Below are 16,346 nucleotides of genomic sequence, written 5' to 3'. Positions count from 1 at the left end.
GCTGACCGGGACCCCCGGCCGGCCGGACCGGAGTCGTGGTTGAACGTAACACCGTTGCAATGGCTTGCGAAAGAGTTTGCGGCCACGAAACGGCCCGTTCTCGAGCCGGTCGTCGGAGTCTGCTCGGAGGGTTGACCGGCGGCCGAGCGGGGCTTACGGTCTCGTCCGCAACAAGTTTCAGACTTCTTGCAGCAAGATTTCCCAAAGGCCTTGCGGGCACGGCGCGTTGCCGCACGAGGCTGACCCCTCGCATCCGCACCTTCTGTGAGCCCAGGAGGAATCATGGCCAGCAGAACCGTGGCCGCGGCACTCGCCGTTGTGGCAGGAGCCGCCCTCGCCGTCACGGCCCCCACCGCCGCCCAGGCCGCCCCGCCCGGCGACAAGGACGTCACCGCGGTGATGTTCGAGTGGAAGTTCGACTCCGTCGCCAAGGCGTGCACGGAGACCCTCGGCCCCGCCGGCTACGGCTTCGTACAGGTCTCCCCTCCCCAGGAGCACATCCAGGGCGGCCAGTGGTGGACCTCGTACCAGCCCGTCAGCTACAGGATCGCCGGCCGGCTCGGTGACCGGGCCGCCTTCCAGAACATGGTGAACACCTGTCACTCTGCCGGGGTCAAGGTCGTCGCGGACTCCGTCATCAACCACATGTCGGCCGGATCCGGCACCGGCACCGGCGGGTCCTCGTACACCAAGTACGACTACCCCGGTCTGTACTCCTCGCCCGACATGGACAACTGCACCTCGCACATCAGCAACTACCAGGACCGCGGGAACGTGCAGAACTGCGAGCTCGTCGGGCTCGCGGACCTCGACACCGGCGAGGAGTACGTCCGGGGGAAGATCGCCGGATATCTGAACGACCTGCTGTCGCTCGGCGTCGACGGCTTCCGCGTCGACGCCTCCAAGCACATGCCGGCCGACGACCTGGCCGCCATCAAGTCCAAACTCAGCAACCCGAACGTCCACTGGAAGCACGAGGCCATATACGGAGCGGGCGAGGCAGTCTCCCCGAGCGAGTACCTCGGCAGCGGCGATGTCCAGGAGTTCCGCTACGGACGCGGCCTCAAGCAGGTGTTCACCGGCGAGAACCTCGCCCACCTGAAGAACTTCGGTGAGGGCTGGGGCTTCCTGGAGTCCGGCAGGTCCGCCGTCTTCGTCACCAACCACGACACCGAGCGTGTGGGCGACACCCTCACCTACAAGGACGGCGCCGACCACACCCTGGCGCACGTCTTCATGCTCGCCTGGCCCTACGGCTCGCCCGACGTCCACTCCGGCTACGAGTTCTCCGACCACGACGCAGGCCCGCCGATCGGCGGCCAGGTGAACGCCTGCTACAGCGACGGCTGGAAGTGCCAGCACGCCTGGCGCGAGATCTCCTCGATGGTCGGCTTCCGCAACACGGCACGAGGCACCGCGGTCACGAACTGGTGGGACAACGGCGGCGACCAGATCGCCTTCGGACGCGGCGACAAGGCGTACGTGGTCATCAACCACGAAGGCACGTCGCTGAACCGCACGTTCCAGACGTCGCTGCCGTCCGGCACCTACTGCGACGTCCAGAGCGGGAAGGCCGTCGCCGTGGACGGCTCCGGCCGGTTCACCGCGACCCTCGGCCCGAACACGGCCCTCGCGCTGCACGTGAACGCCCGTGCCTGCAGCGGCGGCGGCAGCGACCCCGATCCGGTGAGCGCCGGCGCGTCCTTCGCCGTCGAGGCCACCACGGTCATGGGGCAGAACATCTTCGTCACCGGCAACCGCCCCGAGCTCGGCAACTGGAGCCCGGCCGGTGCCCCCAAGCTGGACCCGTCGGGCTACCCCGTCTGGAAGCTCGACGTGAACCTCCCCGCCGGCACGTCCTTCGAGTACAAGTACATCCGCAAGGACGCGGCCGGAAACGTCACCTGGGAGAGCGGCGCCAACCGCACCGCCACCGTCCCGTCGTCCGGCAGGGTGACGCTGAACGACACCTGGCGCAGCTGACGCTGCCCCTCCCGCGCCGCCCCGCGCCCCTCCCCGGGCGGCGGGGCCCTCGCATCACTCACCACCCTCACCAGGAGAGATCCGCCTTGATACGCCCTCGTATCCCACTGCGCAACGCAGTGGCCGCCGCCGCGGCGACGGCGACGGTCGCGGCGCTCGTGGCCGCCCTTCCGGCGGCAGCGGCGCCCACGCCGCCGAAGCCGCCGTCGGACAGATCACTGGCCGACGAGCCCGCCCGTCACGACCTGACCCGTGAGCAGTTCTACTTCGTCCTGCCGGACCGTTTCGCGAACGGCGACCCGAAGAACGACCGGGGCGGACTGACCGGTTCGCGCCTCGCGACCGGCTACGACCCCACCGACAAGGGCTTCTACCAGGGCGGCGACCTCAAGGGGATCACCGGGAAGCTGGACTACATCAAGGGGCTCGGCACCACGGCCATCTGGATGGCGCCGATCTTCAAGAACCAGCCCGTGCAGGGGGAGGGCAAGGACGCCAGCGCCGGCTACCACGGCTACTGGATCACCGACTTCACACAGGTCGACCCGCACTTCGGTACCAACGAGGACCTCGAGAAGCTGATCGACAAGGCCCACGACAAGGGCATGAAGGTCTTCTTCGACGTCATCACCAACCACACCGCCGACGTCGTGGACTACCGGGAGAAGTCGTACGGCTATCTCTCCAAGGGCGCCTTCCCGTATCTGACGAAGGACGGCGCGCCGTTCGACGACAGCGACTACGCGGACGGTTCGAAGCGCTTCCCCGGGGTCGACGCGGACTCCTTCCCCCGGACGCCCGTCGTCCCCGAGGGCAAGAGGGACCTCAAGGTCCCGTCCTGGCTCAACGACCCGACGATGTACCACAACCGCGGTGACTCGACCTTCGCCGGCGAATCCTCGGAGAACGGCGACTTCGTGGGCCTGGACGACCTGTGGACGGAGCGTCCCGAGGTCGTCGAGGGCATGGCGAAGATCTACCGGCGCTGGGTGCGCGACTTCGGCATCGACGGCTTCCGCATCGACACCGTCAAGCACGTCAACACCGAGTTCTGGACCCAGTGGGCCACCGCGCTGGACGAGTACGCGGCAAAGCGCGGCCGGGACGACTTCTTCATGTTCGGCGAGGTCTACTCGGCCGACCCTGCGATCACCTCGAAGTACGTGACCGAGGGCCGCCTCGACGCCACACTGGACTTCCCCTTCCAGGACGCGGCCCGCAACTACGCCTCCCAGGGCGGCTCCGCCGACAAGCTCGCGAACCTCTTCGCGCAGGACTACCGCTACACCACCGGCAGGGCCAACGCCTACGAGTCGGTTCCCTTCCTCGGCAACCACGACATGGGCCGCTTCGGCACGTTCCTCGCCCAGGACAACCCCAAGGCGGCCGGCGACGAACTGCTGAAGCGCTACCGGCTCGCCAACGAGCTGATGTTCCTCAGCCGCGGCAACCCCGTCGTCTACTACGGCGACGAGCAGGGCTTCACCGGCGCCGGCGGCGACAAGGACTCCCGCCAGACGCTGTTCGCCTCGAAGACCGCGGACTACCTGGACGACGACCAACTGGGCACCGACCGCACCCACGCGGCCGACGCCTACGACACCTCGCACCCGCTCTACCGGCAGATCGCCGCGCTGTCCGAGCTCACCGCGGAACACCCGGCGCTGCGCGACGGCGTCCAGGAACAGCGGTACGCCGAGGGCTCGGTGTACGCCTTCTCCCGTACGGACGCGAACACGCGGACCGAGTACGTCGTCGCCGTGAACAACGCGAACGAGGCGAAGAAGGCGGAGATCCCCACCGGCTCGGCGGGTATGGACTTCACAGCGGTCCACGGTGGTTCCGGCACCGCTCGCAGCGGCGCCGACAAGAAGGTCGAGGTGACGGTCCCGGCGCTGGGCTCCCTGGTGCTGAAGGCGGCGAAGCCGCTCGCTGCGCCCGCCGCAAAGCCGTCGATCACGCTGAAGGCGCCCGCGACCGGTGCCACCGGTACCGTCGAGATCTCCGCGGACGTCGACGGCGGGCAGCTGAACCGCGTCGTGTTCGCCGCCCAGACCGGCAACGGCAGCTGGCAGGTCCTCGGCTCCGCCGACCACGCCCCCTTCAAGGTCACCCAGCACATCACCGCCCCGGCCGGAACCGCCCTGCGCTACAAGGCCGTCGTCGTCGACAGCGCGGGCCGCACCGCGAGTGCGACCGCGGAGACGACCAGCGGCGCGCCCGCCGTGGAGGCGCCGCCGACCGCCACCCAGCGCGACTACGCGATCGTCCACTACAAGCGCACCGACGGGGACTACGCCGACTGGGGCCTCTACACCTGGGGCGACATCGCCGAGGGCGAGGGGACCGGCTGGCCCGCCGGCAAGCCGTTCACCGGCCGCGATGCCTACGGCGCCTTCGCCTACGTCAAGCTCAGGCCCGGTGCGTCCTCCGTCGGCTTCATCGCCGTGAACAAGGACGGCGTGAAGGACACCGACGCCGACCGCACGATCGACCTGTCGAAGACCGGCGAGGTCTGGATCGAGCAGGGCAAGCCGGAGGTGCGGAACACCGCGCCCGAGGGGGCGTACCCGCCCCAGGACACCACGAAGGCCGTGCTCCACTACAAGCGCGCCGACGGGGACCACGCCGGCTGGGGCCTGCACACCTGGACCGGCGCCGCGAACCCGACCGACTGGTCGAAGCCGCTGGAGCCGGTGCGCACCGATGCCTACGGCGCGGTCTTCGAGGTGCCGCTCGCGGCAGGCGCGACCTCGCTCAGCTACATCCTGCACAAGGGCGACGAGAAGGACCTGCCGTCCGACCAGTCGCTCGACCTCAAGGCCAATGGCCACGAGGTGTGGCTCCTCGCCGGCCAGGAGAAGTACCTGCTGCCGCAGGCCAAGGGCGGCGGTGCGGCACTGGACGTGACCAAGGCGCAGGCCGTCTGGATCGACGAGCACACCGTCGCCTGGAACGGCAGCGACGCCGCCGCCTCCAGTGCCCTGCTCTACTCGCGCGACGGCTCCATCGCCGTCGAGGACGGCGCCCTGACCGGGGAGCGCCGGGTTCTGCGGCTGAACAAGGCCGAGCTGACCGATGCGCAGAAGGCGAGGTTCCCGCATCTGAAGGCGTACGCGGCCTGGTCCGTCGACCCGCGTGACCGGGACAGGGTGCGCGAGGCGCTGCGCGGTCAGGTCGTGGCGGCGCAGTACGCGGCAGGCGGGGCTGCGCTGACCGCCACCGGTGTGCAGATCGCCCCGGTCCTCGACGACCTGTACGCGGCGAAGGCCGCCAAGGCCGACCTCGGTGCCACCTTCGACCGCGAGGGCGTGCCGACGCTGCGGCTCTGGGCGCCGACCGCCCAGCACGTCCTGCTCGAAATCGACGGCAGGACCGTCGCCATGCGCCGCGACGACGCGAGCGGCGTGTGGTCGGTCAAGGGGCGGAAGAACTGGAAGGGCGACGAGTACCGTTACCACGTCAAGGTCTGGGCGCCCAGCGTTCAGAAGGTGGTCACCAACAAGGTCACCGACCCGTACTCGCTGGCGCTGACGGCGAACTCGCAGAAGAGCATCGTCGTCGACCTGTCCGACAAGTCCCTCGCGCCCAAGGGCTGGTCGACGCTGAAGAAGCCCGCAGCCGTGCCGCTGAAGGACGCCCGGATCCAGGAGCTGCACATCCGCGACTTCTCGATCGCGGACGCCACGGCCGACCACAAGGGCACCTACCTCGCCTTCACCGACCAGGACAGCAAGGGCTCGAAGCACCTGCGTGACCTGGCCGAGGCCGGCACCTCGTACGTGCATCTGCTGCCCGCCTTCGACATCGGCACCATCCCCGAGAAGAAGTCCGAGCAGCAGCAGCCGGAGTGCGACCTGAAGGTCCTCGCGCCCGACTCCGCCGAGCAGCAGGCGTGCATCGCCAAGGCCGCGGCGAAGGACGCGTTCAACTGGGGCTACGACCCGCTGCACTACACCGTCCCCGAGGGTTCGTACTCCACCGACCCGGACGGCACCCGGCGCACGGTCGAGTTCCGGCAGATGGTCGAGGCCCTGAACGAGGACGGGCTGCGCACCGTCATGGACGTGGTCTACAACCACACCGTGGCCGCCGGCCAGTCGGACAGGTCCGTGCTCGACAAGATCGTGCCCGGCTACTACCAGCGGCTGCTCGCCGACGGCAGCGTCGCGACCTCCACCTGCTGTGCCAACACAGCGCCGGAGAACGCGATGATGGGCAAGCTCGTCGTCGACTCGATCGTGACCTGGGCGCGTGACTACAAGGTCGACGGCTTCCGCTTCGACCTGATGGGCCACCACCCGAAGGAGAACATCCTGGCGGTGCGCGCCGCACTCGACGAGCTGACGCTCGAGCGGGACGGCGTGGACGGAAAGAAGATCATCCTCTACGGGGAGGGCTGGAACTTCGGCGAGATCGCCGACGACGCCCGCTTCGTCCAGGCCACCCAGAAGAACATGGCCGGCACCGGCATCGCCACCTTCTCCGACCGGGCGCGCGACGCCGTCCGCGGCGGCGGGCCCTTCGACGACGACCCGGGCGTCCAGGGCTTCGCCTCCGGCCTCTACACGGACCCCAACCCCTCCAAGGCCAACGGGACTCCCGAGGAGCAGAAGGCACGGCTGCTGCACTACCAGGACCTGATCAAGGTGGGCCTGTCCGGCAACCTCGCCTCCTATTCCTTCACCGACACCGGCGGCCGCACCGTCAAGGGCTCCGAGGTCGACTACAACGGCTCACCGGCCGGCTACGCCGCCGCCCCCGGTGACGCCCTCGCCTACTCGGACGCCCACGACAACGAGTCGCTGTACGACGCACTCGCCTTCAAGCTCCCGGCCGCCACCTCTCCGGCCGACCGGGCCCGTATGCAGGTGCTGGCGATGGCCCTGTCCGCCCTGTCGCAGGGGCCGGCGCTCTCCCAGGCGGGATCGGACCTGCTGCGCTCCAAGTCCCTGGACCGCAACTCGTACGACAGCGGTGACTGGTTCAACGCGATCCAGTGGGACTGCCGGGACGGCAACGGCTTCGGCCGCGGACTCCCGCCGGAGGCCGACAACAAGGCCAAGTGGGGCTTCGCGAAGCCGCTGCTCACCGCCCCGTCACTGACCGTGGGCTGCGCGGAGATCGACGGTTCGTCCGCCGCCTACCGGGACCTGCTGAGGATCCGCACCGGCGAGCCTGCCTTCGGCCTCTCCACAGCGGACCAGGTCCAGTCGGCGCTGTCGTTCCCGCTGTCGGGCAAGGACGAGACCCCCGGTGTGATCACCATGCGGCTCGGTGATCTTGTCGTCGTGTTCAACGCCACCCCGAAGCAGCAGACCCAGCGGGTCGAGAAACTGGCCGGCCAGGGTTACGCGCTCCACCCCGTCCAGCGCGCCGGCGCGGACCCGATCGTCAAGTCATCCGGGTACGAGAGGAGTTCTGGCACCTTCACGGTCCCGGCCCGTACGGTCGCCGTGTTCGGGCGCGGCTGAGCACCGCCTCGTCAAAAGAGGTTCCCGTCCCCTCACCCGTGTCGCTGTTGGGCCGAACGGGTGAGGGGAGCGAGGATGGAACCATGAGTAGGTACGAGAGGTACGACGTCACCGACGAGCAGTGGGAGGGCCTGGCCCAGGTGGTTCCGCTGCGCGGCCGCAACGAATGGCCGTCGCGGGTCGACCACGTCACGGTTCCACGGGAGTACGAGGCCGCCGAGCACCGTCGCTTCATCGTCCTGCGGGTACAGGTCTTCGCCGACGCGCGTGAGGTCGCCGAGTACCTCATCGCCGGGATGCCGGTCCTGCTCGACCTCACCGGCGCCGACACAGAGGTCGCCAAGCGGATCCTCGACTTCAGCAGCGGCGTCGTGTTCGGCCTCGGCTGCGGAATGCACCGGGTCGACCGGAACGTCTTCCTGCTCGCACCCGTCGGCACGGAGGTCGAAGGGATCGCGGCCGCCGCCGTCCCTCATTCGTAGGAAGCTCCCGAAGACGGAACGGTTCGGCGTGTCCCGCGCTGCGTACCGTCCCGATCATGAACGCGAACACGCTGGTCACGGATCCGGACACGTCGCCCGCACGGGAGAGCGGCACCCTGCCCGGGGACGCATCCTCCGTCGGGTGCGGCCCCACCCGGCCCGCCGTCACCGAACTGCGGCTCTCCGCATTCAGATCGCATCGCTCCGCCGTCTTCCCGCTCGGCCGCATGACGCTTCTCGCCGGCGCGAGTGGCAGCGGCAAGTCGAACGCGCTGCAGGCGTACGAGGCCCTGGCGCTGCTGGGCTCTGGATGCGACCTGACCACGGCTTTTCCCGAACCGGCCGAATGCGTTCCCGAGGGGGCGGTGGCCGACGGACAGGGGCGGCGGGGCTTCCGTATCGGCTGCACGGTCGACGGGCCGGCCGGCCCGGTCCGGCTGGACGTCGCCGTGCAGGCCGAGCCGCGGCTGCGGGTGGTCGGCGAACGTCTGACCGGAGGCGGCCGCACACTGCTGACCACAGCGTTGCGCGACCCCTCCCGGTCCGTGGTGGAGGCCGCCTGGCACACCGCGGGCTCGGCGACCGTCACCCGTGGTCCGCTGCCCGACGACAGGCTGGGCACGGCGCTGCTGCCGCTGCGGGTCGCCGGCAGCACGGACGCGCAGTTGCAGGTGCTCGCCGCGGCCGAGCAACTGGTGGTGGCACTGCGGTCGGTCTTCGCCTGCGACCCGCGGCCGGAGCGGATGCGCGAGCCAGTGCCGGCCGGGCCGGGGCGATTGCGCCGCGGCTGCGACAACCTGGCGGAGGTACTGCACCGCACGCGCAGCGAATGTGCCAAGCGGCACGCGAGGCTCGCCGCGGCGGCCAGGACGGGGTGCGCGGGAGCCGTGCACGACCTGGTGGTCGAGGAGTTGGCGAACGGGCGGGTCCGCGCCCTGCTCGCGCGCGGTGGTGACCGCGGGGCGACACCGGTGGGGCGGCTCGGCGAGGGGGAACTCAGGTATCTGGGGCTCGCCCTGGTGCTGCTCACCGGGCCCGGTGTGCTGGCCATGGACCAGGTGGCGGAGGTGCCGGAGGCCTACCAGTCGCTCACGGTGCTCGCCGACGGCTTCGACCGCAGTCTCGACCCCGAGCAGACACGGCAACTGGTGACACTCGGTGCCGAGATGTGCGCCCGCGGGCACATCAGGCTGGTGGGGACGATCAACGATGCGACGTGGGCGCGGGGGATCGACGGCGTGACGGTGGTAGACCTGGTCCGGTGACGAGAGACGACGGGCTGGATGTCGAGGGCCTGCAACGCCGGCTGGCCTCCTTCGCTGCGGCGAGGGGCTGGGAGCCGTACCACACGCCGAAGAACCTGGCCGTGGCGCTGAGTGTGGAGGCGGCAGAACTGGTCGAGATCTTCCAGTGGTTGACGCCGGAGGAGTCGGCGCGGGTGATGGACGCAGCGGAGGCGGCGCACCGGGTGCGTGACGAGGTCGCCGATGTGCTGGCGTATCTGCTGCAGTTCTGCGAAGTGCTGGGGATCGACGCGCTGCAGGCACTGTCGGAGAAGATCGACCGGAACGAGATCCGATTTCCTCCGAAGTGAGAACGGGGGACCGACGGCCGCCTTCCCCCGGGTGCGCTACAGGCCATCGTCACTCTATGGAGTTGCCGACTTATTCACAACCGCCTGGCTGTCCACAGATTTCCGAATTCCTCTGGCTTTTCGGCTCAAGGAGCTTCACTCTGGGTAATGAACTCAGTGGGTAGAAGGTCGTACGAACGGGGGCGCGTTACATGGATGCGGAACGGCTCGTGAAGGTGTGCCGACATGCGCTTGCCCAGAGCCGCGCAGTGCCGGACATCGTGGCGGAAGCCTGGCAGGCGCAGGCACTCGCGCAGGCGATCGGCGCCCGGCTGGCGATCATCGGTCCGCCGGAGATCAGGGGCGAGGCCGCGGGGTTGAGCGAGATCGGTGGCCGCGGGTGCGGGGTGCTCGACCACCCGATGGTGCGCAGCGGCGTGGTGCGGGCCACGCAGCTGACCGAAGTGGCCCAACCGGAGGCGGTGTTACTCGCTCTGAACGTGCTGCTCGGGGACGTCGGCATCGCGCTGGTGGGCGTCGCCTGCGGTACGGACGACGAGGGTCTGTACTGGCAGTGCATCGAGACGATAGACGCGGCCGACGAGTCGAGCGACCGGGTGCGGGGAATGCTGCGCCGGCTCGCGGAGCGCGAGCCGGACCGGCCGCCCGAAGCCGTCCGCGGCCGCGCCGGACCCTGATGGAGCCGGGGTGTGCCGCTGACGGCGGGGGACCGGCTTCGGCCGGTCGGCACGGGCCGGCGGCCCAAGGTGCAGGATGGAATCATGGATCTTCGAATCTTCACCGAGCCCCAGCAAGGGGCGAGCTACGACACCCTGCTTGCCGTCGCCAAGGCCACCGAGGACCTCGGCTTCGACGCCTTCTTCCGCTCCGACCACTATCTGAGCATGGGCTCCGCCGACGGGCTGCCCGGGCCGACCGACGCCTGGATCACCCTCGCCGGACTGGCGCGTGAGACCAAGCGCATCCGCCTCGGCACACTGATGACCGCGGGCACCTTCCGTCTGCCGGGCGTACTGGCGATCCAGGTCGCCCAGGTCGACCAGATGTCGGGTGGCCGGGTGGAACTGGGCCTGGGCGCAGGCTGGTTCGAGGAGGAGCACAAGGCGTACGGCATCCCGTTCCCCAAGGAGAGGTTCGCGCGGCTCGAGGAGCAGCTGGCGATCGTCACCGGGCTGTGGGCGACGGAGGTGGGCAAGACCTTCTCCTACGAGGGCACGCACTATCAGTTGACCGATTCGCCCGCCCTTCCGAAGCCTGCCCAGACCAAGGTCCCGGTGCTGATCGGCGGCCACGGAGCCGTCCGCACACCGCGCCTGGCCGCGCAGTACGCGGACGAGTTCAACCTCCCCTTCGCCTCGATCGAGGACAGCGAGCGCCAGTTCGGTCGGGTGCGTGCCGTCGCCGAGAAGGCCGGCCGCGCCGCGGACGACATGATCTACTCGAACGCGCTGGTGGTGTGCGTCGGCAAGGACGACGCGGAGGTGGCACGCCGCGCCGCGGCGATCGGCCGCGAGGTGGCGGAACTGAAGGCGAACGGACTGGCGGGCTCGCCCGCGGAGGTCGTCGAGAAGATCGGGCGCTATGCGGCGACCGGCTCCTCGCGGATCTATCTGCAGGTGCTCGACCTCGACGATCTCGACCACTTGGAGCTGATCTCGTCCCAGGTCAGCTCGCAGCTGAGCTGATCCGCAGGGAGCTGCCGTGGAACCCGTCCGTACGCTCGCCGCGGCACTCGCCGCCGCGCCCGTCGTCCTCGACGGCGGTCTGTCCAACCAGTTGCAGGCGCAGGGCTGCGATCTGAGCGGCAGCCTCTGGTCCGCCCGGCTGCTCGCCGACGACCCGCGGCAGATCGCGGCAGCACACACGGCCTACGTACGGGCCGGTGCGCAAGTGCTCATCACCTCGAGCTACCAGGCCACGTTCGAGGGCTTCGCCCGACAGGGCCTCGACCGGAGGGAGACCGCCGGACTGCTCGGACGCAGCGTGGAGCTGGCGAAAGCCGCTGCGGCGGCGGCCGGCCACGAGGTGTGGGTCGCCGCCTCCGTCGGGCCGTACGGCGCGATGCTCGCCGACGGCAGCGAGTACCGCGGCCGGTACGGGCTGGGCGTGCGTGAACTGGAGCGCTTCCACCGGCCGCGGATCGAGGCGCTCGCCACGGCCGGCCCGGACGTGCTCGCGCTGGAGACGGTGCCGGACACCGACGAGGCGGCGGCGCTGCTGAGTGCGGCCGAGGGATGCGGAGTTCCGGTGTGGCTGTCGTACACCCTGGCCGGCGGCCGGACACGCGCCGGGCAGGACGCGGCCGAGGCGTTCCGGCTCGCCGCAGGCCGTGACGAGGTGATCGCCGTCGGCGTCAACTGCTGCGATCCACGAGAAGCCGCCGCCGCGGTGGCGCTCGCGTCGCGGGTCACCGGCAAACCGGCCGTCGTCTACCCCAACAGCGGCGAACAGTGGGACGCCGCCGCCCGGGCATGGCGGGGCGGCTCCGCGTACGACCCGGCCCAGGTGCGTGAGTGGCGCGCGGCAGGGGCGCGCCTGGTCGGCGGCTGCTGCAGGGTCGGCCCGGCAGAGATCCGAGAGCTGGTGCGGCTGCTGGTACCGGAGTCGGAGGAGGGCACGGAACCGACCGCCGGGAATGAGTAAAACCCCTGGTCGGTGGGGCCGGAGCAGACGATACTCAAACGCGTGTTCCTGACGATCAGTACCACCGGCACCCTTGAGCGTCCCGCGACCGACCTGGGCTTTCTGCTGCACAAGCATCCCGACAAGGCGCAGTCGTTCTCCACCTCGCACGGCACGGCACACGTCTTCTACCCCGAGGCGTCCGCCGAGCGTTGCACTGCCGCGCTGCTGCTGGAGGTGGATCCGGTGGCGCTGGTGCGGCGCGGCAAGGGCAAGGGCCGCGGCGGCGCCCCCGACGCGGCGCTCGCGCAGTACGTCAACGACCGCCCGTACGCGGCGTCGTCGCTGCTGGCCGTCGCGCTGAGCACGGTGTTCAAGAGCGCACTGCGCGGAGTGTGTGCCGCCCTGCCCGGGCGGGCCGAGGCCCTGCTGCCACTGCGCATCGAGGTGCCCGCGCTGCCCGCGCGTGGCGGCGCGCAACTGGTCGGCAAGCTCTTCGGGCCGCTCGGTTGGAGCTCCGTGGCGGTCGAACCGGTTCCGCTGGACGCACAGTTCCCCGAATGGGGCGACTCCCGGTACGTACAGCTGGTGCTCGAAGGAGAGCTGCGGCTGGCCGACGCGCTGCGCCAGCTCTATGTCCTGCTGCCCGTCCTCGACGACGCCAAGCACTACTGGGTCGCCCCGGACGAGGTCGACAAGCTGCTGCGGGCCGGTGAGGGCTGGCTGGCCGAGCACCCCGAACAGAAGCTGATCACCAGCCGCTACCTCTCCCGCCGCTGGGGGCTGACCCGCCAGGCCATGGAACGCCTCGAACTGGTGCGCCTCGCCGAGGCGGACGACCTCCAGGTCGAGGACGTGGACAACGCCGTTGACGAGACGAGCGACACCGAGGAGCGCCCCGTCCCGCTCGCCGAGCAGCGCAGGGACGCCGTTCTGACGGCCCTGCGCGACGCGGGGGCGAGCCGCGTGCTCGACCTCGGCTGCGGCCAGGGCCAGTTGGTGCAGGCACTGCTGAAGGACGTCCGGTTCACCGAGATCGTCGGCGTCGACGTGTCCGTGAGGGCTCTGACGATCGCCGCGCGGCGACTGAAGCTGGACCGCCTCGGGGAGCGCCAGGCCGCACGGGTGAAGCTGATGCAGGGATCCCTCACGTACACCGACAAGCGGCTCACCGGCTACGACGCCGCCGTGCTCAGCGAGGTGATCGAGCACCTCGACCTGCCCCGGTTGCCGGCGCTGGAGTACGCGGTGTTCGGCTCCGCCCGCCCCCACACCGTGCTCGTGACCACTCCGAACGTCGAGTACAACGTCCGCTGGGAGACCCTGCCCGCAGGGCATGTCCGACACGGTGACCACCGCTTCGAGTGGACCCGCGAGGAGTTCGGCCGCTGGGCCGAAGGCGTCGCCGAGCGCCACGGCTACACCGTGCGGTTCGTTCCCGTGGGGCCCGATGACCCCGAGGTCGGGCCGCCCACCCAGATGGCAGTGTTCGAGATGACCTCGAAGGAGGCGAAGGCCGCATGACCAGTACCGAAGAGGCCGTGGTCACCACCCCGGGCCGCCGGCTTCCCGTGACCGACCTGTCCCTGGTCGTCCTCGTCGGCGCCACCGGCTCCGGCAAGTCCACCTTTGCCCGCAGGCACTTCAAGCCGACCGAGGTGGTCTCCTCCGACTTCTGCCGCGGACTCGTCGCGGACGACGAGAACGACCAGAGCGCCAGCGGCGACGCGTTCGACGTCCTGCACTACATCGTGGGCAAGCGGCTCGCGGCCGGGCGGCTCACCGTGGTCGACGCGACCAATGTGCAGCAGGAGAGCCGACGGCAGCTGGTGCGCCTCGCCCGGGAGCACGACGTACTGCCGATCGCGATCGTGCTCGACGTCCCGGAGGAGGTCTGCGCCGCGCGCAACGCCACCCGCGCCGACCGCGCCGACATGCCGCGCCATGTCATCGCCCGTCACCGTCGTGAACTGCGCCGCTCACTGCGTGGCCTGGAGCGCGAGGGCTTTCGCAAGGTGCACATTCTGCGCAGCGTCGAGGAGGCCGACAGCGCGGAGATCGTCCTCGAGCGGCGCTACAACGACCTGCGCCACCTCACTGGGCCCTTCGACATCATCGGCGACATCCACGGCTGCAGCTCCGAGCTGGAGACCCTGCTCGGCAAGCTGGGCTACGAGGACGGGGGCCACCCCGAGGGCCGTACCGCAGTCTTCGTCGGAGACCTCGTCGACCGAGGGCCGGACAGCCCCGGCGTGCTGCGGCGCGTGATGGGCATGGTCGCGGCGGGCAACGCCCTGTGCGTGCCCGGCAACCACGAGAACAAGCTGGGCCGCTGGCTCAAGGGACGGAACGTCCAGCACACCCACGGCCTCGCAGAGACGATAGAACAGCTGGAGAAGGAAGACGCCAGGGACCCGGCCTTCCGCGAGCAGGTACGGGAGTTCATCGACAAACTCGTCAGCCACTACGTCCTCGACGAGGGCAAGCTGGTCGTCTGCCACGCCGGTCTGCCCGAGAAGTACCACGGCCGCACCTCCGGCCGGGTCCGCTCGCACGCGCTGTACGGGGAGACCACCGGGGAGACCGACGAGTTCGGCCTGCCCGTCCGCTACCCGTGGGCGGAGGACTACCGTGGCCGCGCCGCCGTGGTCTACGGCCACACCCCCGTCCCCGACACCTCGTGGATCAACAACACGATCTGCCTGGACACCGGTGCCGTGTTCGGCGGGAAGATGACCGCGCTGCGCTGGCCGGAGCGCGAACTCGTCGACGTACCGGCCGAGAAGGTCTGGTACGAGCCGGTCAGGCCGCTGGTCACGGAGGCACCGGGCGGCCGCGAGGGCCGGCCGCTGGACCTCGCCGACGTACAGGGACGGCGTGTCGTGGAGACGCGGCACATGTCCCGCATCGGTGTGCGCGAGGAGAACGCGGCAGCCGCGCTCGAGGTCATGAGCCGCTTCGCGGTCGACCCGCGGCTGCTGGCCTACCTGCCGCCGACGATGGCACCCGTGGCCACCTCCCGTGAGGACGGCTCCGGCAAGGCCGCCGACGGGTCCTTTCTGGAGCATCCGGCGGAGGCCTTCGCCCAGTACCGCGCCGACGGCGTCGCCAGGGTCGTGTGCGAGGAGAAGCACATGGGCTCGCGCGCGGTCGCCCTGGTCTGCCGCGACGCAGCGGCGGCGCATGCGAGGTTCGGCGTTGGCGGGGGTACCTCCCACGCCGAAGGCCGTGCGGGAGGCCCGACGGGTGCGCTGCACACCCGTACCGGGCGGCCCTTCTTCGACGACCCCGCGATCACCGAGGAGATCCTGGAACGCCTGCGCACGGCCGTCACCGCCGCAGGCCTGTGGGACGAACTCGGCACGGACTGGCTGCTGCTCGATGCCGAACTGATGCCCTGGTCCCTCAAGGCCTCCGGACTGCTGCGCTCGCAGTACGCCGCCGTCGGCGCGGCATCCGGTGCCGTGCTGCCGAAGGCCGGCGCGGCACTGGAGGCGGCCGTCGCACGGGGCGTCGCCGTGGAGGGCCTGCTCGACCGGCAGCACGAGCGGACCGCCGACGCGGCCGCTTTCACGGACGCCTACCGGCGCTACTGCTGGAGCACCGACGGGCTCGACGGGGTGCGGCTCGCGCCCTTCCAGATCCTCGCGGTCCAGGGCCGGTCGCTCGCCGCGGTGCCCCACGACGAGCAACTGGCGTGGCTGGACAAGCTGGTGGAGCACGACCCCTCCGGCCTGCTCCAGGTCACCAGGCGGCTGATCGTCGACACGGCGGACGAGGCATCGGTGCGGGCCGGTGTCGACTGGTGGCTGGAGATGACCGCGCGGGGCGGCGAGGGCATGGTCGTCAAGCCTCTGCAGGCTCTCGCACGGGACGGGAAGGGCCGGCTCGTGCAGCCGGGCATCAAGGTCCGCGGCCGCGAGTACCTGCGCATCATCTACGGTCCCGAGTACACCCGGCCGCAGAACCTGGACCGGCTCAGGAACAGGTTCCTGAACCACAAGCGCTCCCTCGCGCTGAGGGAGTACGCCCTCGGGCTCGAGGCGCTGGACCGGCTGGCCGACGGCGAGCCCCTGTGGCGCGTCCACGAAGCCGTGTTCGCCGTGCTCGCTCTCGAGTCGGAACCGGTCGACCCCCGGCTGTGACCGTACCGGGCCGCTCCTGCGGCCCGGTACGCGGACCCGTCGTCGA

Annotated in this window: 10 protein-coding genes; all 10 read left to right on the top strand. The window is 70.3% G+C overall.

Annotated elements, in window-relative coordinates; translation table 11 throughout:
* The first annotated feature begins 282 nt into the window (after nt 1-282).
* The 10 genes from IE198_RS23340 to IE198_RS23295 all read left to right on the top strand — a co-directional run bounded on the left by IE198_RS23340 (nt 283) and on the right by IE198_RS23295 (nt 16,300).
* Nucleotides 283-1,983 carry a carbohydrate-binding module family 20 domain-containing protein gene (locus tag IE198_RS23340; protein WP_189889714.1) on the top strand — a complete coding sequence of 567 codons (1,701 nt, stop codon included), beginning with the start codon at nt 283-285 and terminating at the stop codon, nt 1,981-1,983.
* 86 nt (nt 1,984-2,069) lie between these two features.
* Nucleotides 2,070-7,457: a pullulanase-type alpha-1,6-glucosidase gene (gene pulA / locus IE198_RS23335; RefSeq protein WP_189889712.1), complete on the top strand. Its 5,388-nt coding sequence runs from the start codon at nt 2,070-2,072 to the stop codon at nt 7,455-7,457.
* Nucleotides 7,458-7,540: 83 nt separating this feature from the next.
* A complete protein-coding gene (locus tag IE198_RS23330; RefSeq protein ID WP_189889710.1) occupies nt 7,541-7,939 on the top strand; it encodes a cell division protein SepF in 399 nt (132 codons plus the stop codon).
* Between the two features lie 56 nt (nt 7,940-7,995).
* The gene (locus tag IE198_RS23325; RefSeq protein ID WP_229834262.1) at nt 7,996-9,204 is read left to right on the top strand and encodes an AAA family ATPase; all 1,209 of its coding nucleotides are present in this window, start codon (nt 7,996-7,998) and stop codon (nt 9,202-9,204) included.
* Nucleotides 9,156-9,533: a nucleotide pyrophosphohydrolase gene (locus tag IE198_RS23320; RefSeq protein WP_373299945.1), complete on the top strand. Its 378-nt coding sequence runs from the start codon at nt 9,156-9,158 to the stop codon at nt 9,531-9,533. Before IE198_RS23325 ends, IE198_RS23320 begins: the two co-directional genes overlap by 49 nt.
* A gap of 191 nt (nt 9,534-9,724) precedes the next feature.
* Nucleotides 9,725-10,210: a DUF6099 family protein gene (locus IE198_RS23315; RefSeq protein WP_189889706.1), complete on the top strand. Its 486-nt coding sequence runs from the start codon at nt 9,725-9,727 to the stop codon at nt 10,208-10,210.
* A gap of 84 nt (nt 10,211-10,294) precedes the next feature.
* On the top strand, nt 10,295-11,218 hold the full coding sequence (locus tag IE198_RS23310) for an LLM class F420-dependent oxidoreductase (protein ID WP_189889704.1): 924 nt from the start codon (nt 10,295-10,297) through the stop codon (nt 11,216-11,218).
* A 16-nt stretch (nt 11,219-11,234) separates the two neighbouring features.
* Complete coding sequence (gene mmuM / locus IE198_RS23305) at nt 11,235-12,176, top strand: homocysteine S-methyltransferase (RefSeq protein WP_189889702.1); 942 nt, start codon at nt 11,235-11,237, stop codon at nt 12,174-12,176.
* Between the two features lie 42 nt (nt 12,177-12,218).
* Complete coding sequence (locus tag IE198_RS23300) at nt 12,219-13,679, top strand: 3' terminal RNA ribose 2'-O-methyltransferase Hen1 (protein ID WP_189889700.1); 1,461 nt, start codon at nt 12,219-12,221, stop codon at nt 13,677-13,679.
* Entirely contained in the window at nt 13,676-16,300 is a 2,625-nt protein-coding gene (locus IE198_RS23295) for a polynucleotide kinase-phosphatase (RefSeq protein WP_189889698.1), read from the top strand. Before IE198_RS23300 ends, IE198_RS23295 begins: the two co-directional genes overlap by 4 nt.
* Nucleotides 16,301-16,346: the final 46 nt, after the last annotated feature.

Source organism: Streptomyces xantholiticus (genome assembly GCF_014651015.1).
GTDB lineage: Bacteria > Actinomycetota > Actinomycetes > Streptomycetales > Streptomycetaceae > Streptomyces > Streptomyces xantholiticus.
This window is presented reverse-complemented; position numbering and strand designations above follow the sequence as displayed.

Excerpts from the sequence above, each read along its gene's own strand:
- IE198_RS23340 (WP_189889714.1), top strand. The coding sequence starts at position 283 with ATGGCCAGCAGAACCGTGGCCGCGGCACTCGCCGTTGTGGCAGGAGCC.
- IE198_RS23310 (WP_189889704.1), top strand. The coding sequence starts at position 10,295 with ATGGATCTTCGAATCTTCACCGAGCCCCAGCAAGGGGCGAGCTACGAC.
- IE198_RS23325 (WP_229834262.1), top strand. The coding sequence starts at position 7,996 with ATGAACGCGAACACGCTGGTCACGGATCCGGACACGTCGCCCGCACGG.
- IE198_RS23295 (WP_189889698.1), top strand. The coding sequence starts at position 13,676 with ATGACCAGTACCGAAGAGGCCGTGGTCACCACCCCGGGCCGCCGGCTT.
- IE198_RS23315 (WP_189889706.1), top strand. The coding sequence starts at position 9,725 with ATGGATGCGGAACGGCTCGTGAAGGTGTGCCGACATGCGCTTGCCCAG.
- IE198_RS23330 (WP_189889710.1), top strand. The coding sequence starts at position 7,541 with ATGAGTAGGTACGAGAGGTACGACGTCACCGACGAGCAGTGGGAGGGC.